Annotated in this window: 11 protein-coding genes; 5 read left to right on the forward strand and 6 right to left on the reverse strand. The window is 62.9% G+C overall.

Annotated elements, in window-relative coordinates; genetic code table 11:
- The 3 genes from EN943_RS29035 to EN943_RS29045 form a co-directional block, all read left to right on the forward strand.
- Nucleotides 1-868, forward strand: an 868-nt coding sequence (locus EN943_RS29035; protein ID WP_164778434.1) for a PLP-dependent aminotransferase family protein, incomplete at its 5' end; no start/stop codon positions are given.
- Between the two features lie 189 nt (nucleotides 869-1057).
- Nucleotides 1058-2647 (forward strand): trimethylamine methyltransferase family protein, encoded by a 1590-nt coding sequence (locus tag EN943_RS29040; protein ID WP_127415603.1) that lies wholly within the window; start codon nucleotides 1058-1060, stop codon nucleotides 2645-2647.
- A 61-nt stretch (nucleotides 2648-2708) separates the two neighbouring features.
- Complete coding sequence (locus EN943_RS29045; RefSeq protein WP_127415604.1) at nucleotides 2709-3938, forward strand: aromatic ring-hydroxylating dioxygenase subunit alpha; 1230 nt, start codon at nucleotides 2709-2711, stop codon at nucleotides 3936-3938.
- 146 nt (nucleotides 3939-4084) lie between these two features.
- On the opposite strand, the gene EN943_RS29050 is transcribed toward EN943_RS29045, so the two are convergent.
- The 4 genes from EN943_RS29050 to EN943_RS29065 form a co-directional block, all read right to left on the reverse strand.
- The gene (locus EN943_RS29050) at nucleotides 4085-4483 is read right to left on the reverse strand and encodes a hypothetical protein (RefSeq protein ID WP_127415605.1); all 399 of its coding nucleotides are present in this window, start codon (nucleotides 4481-4483) and stop codon (nucleotides 4085-4087) included.
- Between the two features lie 64 nt (nucleotides 4484-4547).
- Nucleotides 4548-5936, reverse strand: a complete 1389-nt coding sequence (chrA, locus tag EN943_RS29055; RefSeq protein WP_127415606.1) for a chromate transporter — start codon at nucleotides 5934-5936, stop codon at nucleotides 4548-4550.
- On the reverse strand, nucleotides 5933-6751 hold the full coding sequence (locus EN943_RS29060) for a chromate resistance protein ChrB domain-containing protein (protein WP_127415607.1): 819 nt from the start codon (nucleotides 6749-6751) through the stop codon (nucleotides 5933-5935). The genes chrA and EN943_RS29060 overlap by 4 nt, the downstream gene beginning before the upstream one ends.
- A gap of 237 nt (nucleotides 6752-6988) precedes the next feature.
- Nucleotides 6989-8794, reverse strand: coding sequence for an IlvD/Edd family dehydratase (locus EN943_RS29065; RefSeq protein WP_127415608.1), 1806 nt, complete (start codon nucleotides 8792-8794; stop codon nucleotides 6989-6991).
- Nucleotides 8795-8940: 146 nt separating this feature from the next.
- On the opposite strand from EN943_RS29065, the gene EN943_RS29070 reads away from it, so the two are divergent.
- Nucleotides 8941-9390 carry a carbon monoxide dehydrogenase subunit G gene (locus EN943_RS29070; RefSeq protein WP_127415609.1) on the forward strand — a complete coding sequence of 150 codons (450 nt, stop codon included), beginning with the start codon at nucleotides 8941-8943 and terminating at the stop codon, nucleotides 9388-9390.
- 15 nt (nucleotides 9391-9405) lie between these two features.
- On the opposite strand, the gene EN943_RS29075 is transcribed toward EN943_RS29070, so the two are convergent.
- Nucleotides 9406-10587: an Mrp/NBP35 family ATP-binding protein gene (locus EN943_RS29075; RefSeq protein ID WP_127415610.1), complete on the reverse strand. Its 1182-nt coding sequence runs from the start codon at nucleotides 10585-10587 to the stop codon at nucleotides 9406-9408.
- Nucleotides 10588-10853: 266 nt separating this feature from the next.
- Here EN943_RS29075 and EN943_RS29080 point away from each other — a divergent pair, with 266 nt between their 5' ends.
- Entirely contained in the window at nucleotides 10854-11231 is a 378-nt protein-coding gene (locus EN943_RS29080) for a VOC family protein (protein ID WP_027039668.1), read from the forward strand.
- Nucleotides 11232-11242: 11 nt separating this feature from the next.
- On the opposite strand, the gene EN943_RS29085 is transcribed toward EN943_RS29080, so the two are convergent.
- Nucleotides 11243-11417 (reverse strand): inorganic phosphate transporter (locus tag EN943_RS29085; RefSeq protein ID WP_164778435.1); only part of this gene is annotated, 175 nt, incomplete at its 5' end.

Consider the following 11417-nt stretch of genomic DNA (forward strand, 5'->3'; position numbering starts at 1 on the left):
GAACGCGCTCTACATGCTGGCGACGCTGCTGATGTCCAAAGGCTCCAAGGTGGCGATGGAGGACCCCGGCTACCCCGATGCACGCTCGATATTCCGCCTTGCGGGCGCGGAGATACAGCCGGTGCCGGTCGACCAGTCCGGCATCGTAACTGCTTCTATTGCCAATGATTCCGGCTTCGTCTTCGTCACGCCAAGCCATCATTGCCCGACTATGGTGCCGTTGTCGGCGGAGCGGCGGCAGGATCTTCTGGCGCGCGCCAACCGCTACAACCAGATCATCATCGAGGACGGCTATGACAGCCAGCTTCTCGACGAGGCACCGCAGCAAGCACTGAAGAGCCTCGATCGTTCTGGCCGCGTCGTCTATGTCGGCTCGATGTCCAAGACGCTGGCTCCCGGCCTGCGGCTCGGCTACATCGTGGCGTCCGCTGGACTAATCTCCGAGCTGCGGGCCCTGCGCCGCTTCATGCTGCGTCATCCGCCGGCCAACAACCAGCGCGCCGTAGCGCTGTTCCTGTCGCTCGGCCACCACGAGGCGCTGGTGCGGCGGTTGTCGTCAGCCTTCGACGAGCGGCGCAAGCGGCTGGTCCATGCGATTTCCGCCTTCCTGCCGGAGTGGCGCTCGACCGATTCGGCCGGCGGCACGTCGCTGTGGCTCGAAGGGCCGCGCGGTACCGATTCGCGCGGGCTGGCCGAGGCAGCCGCCTCGCGCAGCGTCATCATCGAGCCAGGCGACCGCTTCTTCGATCGCACTGAAAAGCCTTCGCGTTTCATGCGGCTGGGCATCTCGTCGATCGCACTACAGCACATCGAGCCAGGCATTCGCGAACTGGCCACGGCCGCCGGACGCAGACCCGCGGCCGCCTGATCCATCGTCAATCTCTTGTGACCGGGGCCGCTCGCAGCGGCTCCGGTATTTTAGTTCTGGCACATGGAACTGCGCCAGCTGGCCCATAGAATGGGCCAGTGCCGGCGGCATAGTCGGCGCCAGGGGAAGAAGCAGGCCGATGGTGGACCAACCGCCACGAGTTCCCTGCCGACGAGGTGGAGTGCTTCCATGCCAGTGGCTGTCGAACAGCAGGACACGCCGGCGAACCGTCGTCCACAACGCTCCGGTCTTCGCGAAACAGGACATGCCATGCGATCATCTCCCCTGGTGGAGGATACCAGACCACAGCACAAGGGCATCGAGGGCGGCGGCTACGGGCCGCTGCGCGGGGATGACCGCGAGCGTATCCACGAGGGCGTGCTGACGCTTCTGGAGACAGTGGGTTTCGCCAACGCCATTCCTTCCTGCATAAAGGTGCTGACCAAGGCGGGGGCGGTCCATGGCGACGATGGCCGGGTCCGCTTTCCGCGCGCGCTCGTGCTCGACACCATCAAGCGGGCGGCACGACATTTCACGCTTCATGGCCAGGACCCCAGGCACGACATGGTGGTCCAGGGCAAGCGCGTGCATTACGGCACGGCAGGCATCGCCGTGCACCTGGTGGATCTGGAGAAGCGCGAGTACCGCGAGTCCAAGCTGCAGGACATTTATGATGCCGCCCGCATCGTCGACGGGCTGGACAACATCCATTTCTTCCAGCGGCCGATGGTGGCGCGCGACATCGCCGATCCGCTCGAGATGGATTTCAACACGCTTTATGCCTGTGTGATGGGAACATCGAAGCACATCGGAACATCCTTCACCGTGCGTGAGAACGTGAAGCCTGCGCTTGAAATGCTGTACGCCATCGCCGGCGGCGAGGAGAATTTCCGCGCCCGGCCATTCGTTTCCAACTCCAACTCATTCGTCGTGCCGCCGATGAAGTTCGCCGAGGATGCCTGCGGCGTGCTTGAGGCCTGCGTCGAAGGCGGCATCCCGATCCTGCTGCTGTCGACCGGCCAGTCCGGCACCACGGCACCCGCGGCGATGGCCGGCGCCGTCGTGCAAGCAGTGGCCGAAGTGCTGGCCGGCCTGGTCTATGTCAACGCGCTCAAGCCCGGCCATCCGGCGATCTTCGGCGCATGGCCGTTCATGTCGGACCTGCGCACCGGCGCCATGGCGGGCGGGTCGGCCGAGCAGTCGGTGGCAACGGCGGCCTGTGCCCAGATGGCGCAATTCTACGACCTGCCCGGCGGCTCCGCCGCCGGCATGACTGATTCGAAATTGCCCGATATTCAGTCCGGCTACGAAAAAGGCATCACCAATGTGATGGCCGGCCTCTCCGGCCTCAACCTCGTCTACGAGGCGGCCGGCATGCATGCCTCGCTGCTCGGCTTCTGCCTGGAGAGCCTGGTCATCGACAACGACATGCTCGGTCATTGCCTGGGCTGCGCGCGTGGCATCGACGTGACTGACGAGGCCCTGTCGATCGACAGCATCGCCGAGGTCTGCCTCAAGGGTCCGGGCCACTATCTCGACAACGAACAAACGCTCAAGCTGATGCAGACCGAGCACTTCTATCCCGCCCTCGGCGATCGTTCCTCGCCGAAGGAATGGAACGAAAAAGGCCGGCCTGATATATTGCTGCGTGCGATCACCGAGAAGAAGCGCATTCTTGCCGAACGATTTCCGCGCCACGTGCCAAAACAGGTCGACGACAGATTGCGTGCCCGTTTCGGCAGCCTGATCCACCTGCCGCGCACGCATATGGGCGGCTGACCGGAGACGAATTCGTGCAGCCATACAACCATACACGACCAACCATCGGGCAGAACGACAAATGAGTGTGCATCCTATCCAGCAAGCCCCCGCCGACGGCGACGGGATCGATCGGCTGGTGGCATCTCATCGGCCAGGCCACGGCCTGGTGCGTGCCTTCTATCATGACCCGGCGATCTTCGAGCGCGACATGGAACGTGTCTTTCGCCGCCACTGGCATTGCCTGGCCCATGCCAGCGTTATCCCTAACCCCGGCGATTTCGAGCTGTTCAAACTGGGCGACGAGGCGGTCATCCTGACACGCGGCATGGATGGCACCGTGCACGCCATGCTCAATGTCTGCCGCCACCGCGGCGCCGAGGTCTGCACCAAGGAGAAGGGCAACGCGAAGATGTTCGTGTGCCCCTACCACGCCTGGACCTATTCCAATGACGGATCGTTGCGCGCTGCCCGCCTGATGCCGAAGGATTTCGACCGCACGGCGCACGGGCTGAAGAAGCTTCATGTCCGCGTCGCATCCGGTCTGGTCTTCATTTCCTTCGCCGAGACGCCGCTCGATTTCGATCCGATCGAACAGTCGCTGCGCACGAGCTGCGGCCAATATGGCTGGGGCGACGCCAAAGTGGCGTATCGTCAGTCCTATCCGCTCGACGCCAACTGGAAGCTCGCCGTCGAGAACTATGTCGAATGCTACCATTGCGGGCCGGCGCATCCGGAGTATTCGCAGACGCATGCACTGGAAAAACCGGCCGAGATGATCGAGCAACTCAATGCGGCGATGGAGCAGCGCACCTGCGCGCTCGGCATCGAGATCGGCAGCGCCAACCGCTGGCAGAACTCGGCGGCCGGTCAGGAGGCGATCCACACTTTCCGCTATGCGCTTTATGACGGCGTTTCCAGCGGCAGCCAGGACGGCTCACCGGTCGCGCCGCTGATGGGCCGCTTCACCGACTATGATGGTGGCGTGACATCGATCCATCTTGGCGGCACCAGCTTCCTCGTCTGTTACCCCGATCACGGCATGATTTACCGCTTCATCCCGAAGACGGCCGGGACCTGTGAGATGGAGCTGATCTGGCTGGTGCGCAGCGACGCGGTCGAGGGTCAGGATTACGATCTGGAGAAGCTGACCTGGCTATGGAAGGTCACCACCGACGAAGACAAGAAGATCATCGAGCACACCGCGCGCGGCGTGCGCTCGCACTATTTCGTGCCCGGACCTATCGCGCCGATGGAATACAACGAACTGCGCTACATCGGCTGGTATCTCGAGGAGATCAGCCGGGCCTGAACGGCTCGGCTGCCTTAGAGCATTCACCGTTTCACGGAAACGGCGATCTGCTCTAACTCTTTGTTTTGACGCAATTCTAGACGGAAAACCGCTCACACTTTTCCTAGAATTGCTCTAGGAGAATCAGGCAGATCCTGCCTTTCGCGTCATTCCGCGCTGAGCCCGTATCGGTCGACGATTTCGGGGTTGATGAGCTTGGCATGCAGCGTCATCAGCACGATCTGCGCGTCGAGGCTGTCGCCGGTTTCAAGCGCCGCCTCGATGCGGCGCTCGGCTTCCAGCGTCCGCTCATGGCCATTGGCTTGCTCGAAGGTTTCGGGACCCGCGATGCAATAGCTGCATAATTGCGCCACCGACGCATAGGTGCCCGGTGGCGACTCGTCGGGCCAGCGATCCTTCATGAGATTGACGAGGGTAAGCTTCACGCCCTCCGGCACAAGGGCTGGATGCAGATCGGCGCCGCGCAATGCATCGTCGAGCTGCCTCAAGTCGCCCGAACGGCCGAACATTCCAAGGAAGCCTAGGGAAGAGCGCCGTCCGGCCATGATGTTTCCTTCCGTTTCCAGCCCACTTAGGTGGTGGGCAAGCGGATTACAAAGGCGGTGCCATCTAACCAGCCGCCGCCAGCAAGACCCCTGCAAGGGCGGATAGCGCGAGTGTCGGCAGCATGCCGACTTTCAGCTTCAGGATGGCGATCATGGCGGCACCCGAAAGCAAGGCCGCGCGCCAGTCGATGGACGAAGGCACCGGCACGTTCATGCCAAGGCCCGTCGCGTGCACCTCACGGAAGATGACGTGCAAGCCAAACCATAGGGCCAGATTCATAATTACCCCGACAATTGCGGCGGTGATCGCGCCCAGTGCGGCCGACAGTGCCTTGTTACCGCGCAAGGCCTCGATGTAGGGCGCCCCGAGGAATATCCAGAAGAAGCAGGGCGTGAACGTCACCCACAGGGTAAGCAGCGCCCCCAGCGATCCGGCAAGCAACGGGTCCAGCGAGCCGGAATGGCGGAACGCGGCGATGAAGCCGACGAACTGCAGCACCAGGATGAGCGGCCCCGGCGTCGTTTCGGCAAGCCCAAGGCCGTCGACCATTTCACCCGGCGCCAGCCAGCCGAAGGACTGGACGGCTGCCTGCGCGACATAGGCAAGCACCGCATAGGCGCCGCCGAAGGTGACGACAGCCATGAGACTGAAGAACCGGCCTATCTCGGTCCAGACGCTTGCAGAGCCGGTGAACCACCAGATCAAAAGAACAGGCCCGAGCCAGAGCGGCAGCCAGGTGGCAATGGTGCGCGGTGCATGCCATTTGGTCGGTTTGACATGGGCCAGTTCGCCACGCTCGAACATCAGGTCGACCGCTCCCTTGAAGTCGGCAACATCGTCCTTGCCATGGGTCGAGCCGGAAAACAGGCCGGGAGCAACGCGGTCTCCGAGCCATCCCGTCAGGCCGGCGAGCAGGACGATGAGCGGAAACGGCACATTCAACGCATAGATGGCGATGAACGCCGCGACCGCGATCGACACCATGACGCGGTTCTTGAGGGCGCGCCTCCCGATCCGGATCACCGCCTCGATGACAATGGCAAGCACCGCCGCCTTCACCCCGAAAAACAGCGCCGCGACGAGCGGCATGTCGCCATAGAGCACGTAGAGGCTGCTCAACGCGAGCATGACCAGCGCGCCCGGCACGACGAACAGGATGCCGGCGACAAGGCCGCCGACCGTCCTGTGCAACAGCCAGCCGACATAGATGGCGAGCTGCTGGGCTTCCGGGCCAGGCAGCAGCATGCAGTAGTTCAGCGCATGCAGGAAGCGCTGTTCACCGATCCAGCGCCGCTCCTCGACCAGCTCCTTGTGCATTAACGCGATCTGCCCGGCAGGTCCGCCGAAGCTGAGCAGTCCGATTTTCGCCCAGACCTTCGTGGCCTCGGTAAAGGTCGGTGCAGCCGGCGGCTCGACGGTCACCGCCTTTTTGTCGGGGACAAGAATGGTCATGACGGCTTACCCGCAGCCGGCCAGTTGTGCGTTTCTTCGGTGGCGTCGCGACACCAGCGGAAGAACGCGTCGTAGAGCAGCATGCCTGCTTCCAGTTGTTCCAGATCGTCGCGGAACATGCGCGACAGACCGAGCGACGCAGCCAGAAAACCGGCAGCCTGGGGCACCAGGTCGAGGCTTGCAGTGTCGGCCGCGCGCACGATTGCGGCGAGGCGATCGAGCGCCTCGGATTCCAGCCCGAACTCCTCGATCATCGTGTCGAAGGTGCAGCGTTCGCCGCGATGGCTCCAGAACACAGTGTCGATGTCGAACGGCACGGCCTGAAAGCGGTCGGCAACAGCCAGTACTTCAGCGGGTTCGACAAACAGGAACACCGCGTCGGGGTCGACGAAACGCCGGATCAGCCATGGGCAAGCGATGCGGTCGACCTTCGGGCGCGATCGCGTCACCCAGACAGTGGCGCCCTTTTCATTGCGTGGCGGCATCTTGGCGGTGCGGACCAGAAGCCCTCCGGCATCGCGCCAGGCCTCAAAGCCGCCTTCAAGGGATTCGGCTGATATCCCCTCATGGCGCAGCCATGCGACGACGCCTTGCGAGAGCTTTTGCCCCTTCTGGCAGACGACGGCCACAGGCTTGCCGGCGAATGCAGCGGCCCAGGTCGAAACGGTTTTGAAATCGCGCCGGCACGACGCCGGCAACAGGCGCGGATCGGCGTCGAAATCTTCATTTATGCGAACATCGACAATGACAGGTGCACCCGGCAGACCTATGAGCCGGGACAATTGCGGTACGGTGATAGCGGTTGTTGACGGCATAGCGTCCACCTCCTGAAAAGAGAAGCTTGGACGCGAACGTTGGGCTGACGCCTCACGGGGTCGTCGCGATGCACCCCTTGTCATGATCGTGGATTTGTTGGGCACGCTTGTCAAGGACGGTGACCGTTCCAGACTTACCCGGCCGGGATGCAACACGCTGACCGGAAAACCGATGGCGGCCTGATTTGATCAAGCCGCCATCCGTCGATCCAGAATCGATGATTGTCCCCGGAGCAATCAGTGATTGTCTCTGGGGACACCGCTGGTGTGCGCGACATCCTGGTACTTCACCGCCGGCTTCAGCACCATTCCCTCCGAGAACTGCGCGACCATGCCGCGCTGGATCTCCTGCCAGGGCGTCTGATGCTTGGGATAATGGAAGCCGCCATTGTTCTGCAACTCGGCGCGGCGCCGGGTGATCTCGTCGTCGGTGACGAGGATGTCGGCCGTGCCCTTGCGCAAGTCGATGCGGACCCGGTCGCCCGTCTTAAGCAGCGCCAGTCCGCCGCCGATCGCCGCTTCCGGCGAGGCGTTGAGGATCGACGGCGAACCCGACGTGCCCGACTGGCGGCCGTCCCCGATGCAGGCGAGTGCGTGGATGCCCTTCTTGATGAGATAGGCCGGCGGCTGCATGTTGACGACCTCGGCACCGCCGGGATAGCCGACCGGGCCGGCGCCGCGCATGAACAGGATGGTGTGTTCGTCGATGCCTTGCGCCGGATCGTCGATGCGGGCGTGGTAATCTTCCGGCCCGTCGAAAACCATGGCGTTGCCTTCGAAAGCCTCGGGATCCCTAGGATTGGACAGATAGCGCTCGCGGAATTCCGGCGAGATGCCGCTGGTCTTCATGATCGCCGAATCGAACAGATTGCCCCTGAGGTTGATGAAGCCGGCATTGGCCTTCAGCGGCTTGGCGACAGAGCGGATGACGTCGGGGTTTTCGTTGGCGACGCCCTCACTATTCTCGCCGATCGACTTGCCGTTGACAGTGCGCGCGCCGGGATGCGGCAACAGGCCGCCCTTCATCAGTTCGGCGATGACCGCCGGCACGCCGCCGGCATGATGGTAGTCCTCGCCAAGATATTCGCCCGTCGGCTGCAAATTGACCAGCAGCGGCACATTGAGGCCGACCGTCTGCCAGTCGTCATTGTCGAGCTTGACTCCAAGGTGGCGTGCGATGGCGTTGAGGTGGATCGGCGCGTTGGTCGAGCCGCCAATAGCCGAATTGACGACGATGGCGTTCTCGAAAGCCTCTCTCGTCATGATGTCGGACGGCTTCAGATCCTCATGCACCATCTCGACGATGCGCTTTCCCGTCTCATAGGAAATCTGGCCACGCTCGCGGTAGGGCGCGGGAATGGCGGCCGAGCCCGGCAACTGCATGCCGAGCGCCTCGGCCAGCGAGTTCATCGTGGTGGCGGTGCCCATGGTGTTGCAATAGCCGGTGGACGGCGCCGAGGAGGCGACGATGTCCATGAACTCATCATAGCCGATCTCGCCGGCCGACAGGCGCTGGCGCGATTCCCAGACGATGGTGCCGGAGCCGGTGCGCTTGCCCTTGTGCCAGCCATTGAGCATCGGGCCGACCGACAGTGCGATGGCCGGAATGTTGACGGTGGCCGCAGCCATCAGCAGCGCCGGGGTGGTCTTGTCGCAACCGATGGTGAGCACGACGCCATCGAGCGGATAGCCGTAGAGCACCTCGACCAGGCTGAGATAGGCAAGGTTGCGGTCAAGTGCTGCGGTCGGGCGCTTGCCGGTTTCCTGGATCGGATGGCAGGGGAATTCGAACGGAATGCCGCCCATCGAGACGATGCCTTCGCGCACGCGCTTGGCGAGTTCGATATGGTGGCGGTTGCAAGGCGACAGATCCGAGCCGGTCTGGGCAATGCCGATCAGCGGCTTGCCGGACATTAGTTCGGCGCGCGTCAGGCCGTAATTGAGATAGCGCTCGAGATAGAGCGCCGTCATGCCCGGATTGTCGGGGTTGTCGAACCACTCCTGCGAGCGAAATTTTTTCTTGTGGGTGGGGGCGCCTGCCATCATGGTCTCCGTATTTGTAAGACAAATCGATATGGCAACGCGCGGGAGCAGGCAAGAGGGCGTGCGGTCGCAACCGGACTTTGGTGCGATAGACACGCACCGAGCCGTGCGTTACGGGTTCGGACAGTCTTGTCCGGGAGGTTTTCATGGCTTTGGTGATCGAAGGCGAGGAGCGCATTGCCGCACCGCTGCAAAAAGTGTGGGAAGCGCTGAACGATCCCCAGGTCTTGAAGGCGACCATTCCCGGCTGCCAGAGCCTGGAGATGAAGTCGCCGACCGAGATGGCGGCAACCGTGGTGGTGAAGATCGGACCGATCAAGGCGACGTTCAACGGCGAAGTGACGCTGAAGAACCTGAAGCCGCCGCACTCCTACACCATCCAGGGCGAAGGCAAGGGCGGCATTGCAGGCTTCGCCAAGGGCGGCGCCGACGTGACGCTGACGGCAGATGGACCCGACGTCACGATATTGAACTACGCGGCCAAGGCCGATGTCGGCGGCAAGATCGCCCAGCTCGGCAGCCGGCTGATCGAATCGACCTCGAAGAAACTGGCCGGACAGTTTTTTTCGTCGTTCGGCGAAAAGGTCGGCGGCTGAGCCCTCAAGCGGGCATCACTCGAACACAATACTCGGCACGGCGGCTGCCGCAGCACCACGCTCTTCGTTGACCCGGTCCCAGACCTTCGAAGCGATGTCGCGGTAGATTTTTGCTTCGGCGCCGTCGGGCTTCGAGACGACAACCGGCGTGCCGGCATCCGAGCTTTCGCGAATGCCCATTTCGAGCGGCACTTCGCCAAGGAAGGTGACGCCCAGGCGCTCGGCCTCGCGGCGGGCGCCGCCATGGCCGAAGATGTCATAGCGCTTGCCGGTGTCCGGAGCGATGAAATAGCTCATGTTCTCGACGATGCCGAGCAGCGGCACGTCGACCTTCTTGAACATGTTGAGGCCTTTTCGTGCGTCAATCAGGGCCAGATCCTGTGGCGTCGAGACGATGACGGCACCAGCCAGCGGCACCTGCTGGGCCATGGTCAGCTGCGCGTCGCCGGTACCGGGCGGCATGTCGACGACGAGCACGTCGAGCCGCCCCCATTCGACTTCACGCAGCATCTGCGTCAGCGCCGACATCACCATCGGGCCACGCCAGATCATCGGCGTTTCCTCGTCGACGAGGAAGCCCATCGACATCACCTTCAGGCCGTAATTCTCCATCGGTTTCAGGATCTTGCCGTCGACGGTCTGCGGCCGGCCATGGATGTTGAGCAGCCTGGGCATGGAAGGGCCGTAGATGTCGGCATCGAGCACGCCGACGCGCAAGCCGTTGGCGGCGAGGCCGAGCGCGATGTTGACGGCGGTGGTCGACTTGCCGACGCCGCCTTTGCCGGAGGCAACGGCAATTATAGCCTCGATACCGGGTACGCCACGCTTGCCCGAGCTGTGCGAGGCCGGCGCGTGCGGAGCCGCACGCGGCGCGGCGGCGGCGGGCGCAGCCGGTGGAATGGGCCTGGGTGCGGGGCGCGACGGAACCGGCGCCTCCATGCCGCCGCCCTTCTTTTCGGCCGTCAGCGCGACGACGGCGCCGGCGACACCGGGGATCGCCTTGACGACGCGCTCGGCGGCAGCACGCAGCGGCTCCATTTCCTGGGCACGGGCGGCGGGAACGGTGATCGAGAAGAAGACCTTCCCGTCGGCGATGAAAATTTCCGAAACCATGCCGAGGTCGACGATGTTGCCGGTGAAATCCGGCCCGTTGACCGTCTTCAGACGCTCGGTGACGATTTCCTTGGTGACGGACATGGCAGTTTTTCCTTACGCAGCTTGCGCCTGAGATGCAGCTTGCACCTGAGATAATGCAGTTTCCGGACAGAACCAAGCCGTGGAGCAATGGCTGTCTTGGCGTGCCTGAAAAAGCGGATCCTGTCGGATTCCATCCGCGCCAAACGTCTTCCACATAATCGAGCGCCGATGCGGCCAACAATCAGGTCAAGCGACAGTCGTCAAACGATCGCGGCGACCTATTTCGGTGAACAGCACGGGGTCGACAACCAGGAAAGGAGACCATCATGCTCGCAAACAGCAACGCAACGGCCAATCTCGCGGTGAAGGATCTCGCGAAAGCCAAGGCTTTCTATGAGGGAACGCTTGGCCTGAAACAGGTGCACGATGAAGGCGGTGAACTGATCGTCTACAAAAGCGGCGATACCACCCTCAACGTCTATCATTCCCAATTTGCCGGAACCAACAAGGCGACAGCGGTGACCTGGATGGTTGGCGACGAGATCGGCAACATCGTCAAGGAGCTGAAGTCGAAGGGCGTCGCCTTCGAGCACTATCAGATGCCGGGCTTGACGCTGGAGGGCGATCTCCACGTCGGTTACGGAATGAAGGTTGCCTGGTTCAAGGACCCGGACGGCAACATCCTGAACCTTGTGGACAGGTAGATTTCTTTACGTCACCTCGCCAGGCCAACCGCGAGGTAGGTGAGCGCTGAAATCAAAGCGGTGGCCGGCAAGGTGACGATCCAGGCAATGACGATGTTGCCGGCAATGCCCCAGCGCACGGCCGAGACGCGGCGGGCGGCGCCGACGCCGATGATGGCGCCGGTGATGGTGTGCGTGGTCGATACG

The organism is Mesorhizobium sp. M7A.F.Ca.US.006.01.1.1, from assembly GCF_003997935.1.
In the GTDB taxonomy this organism is placed as follows: domain Bacteria; phylum Pseudomonadota; class Alphaproteobacteria; order Rhizobiales; family Rhizobiaceae; genus Mesorhizobium.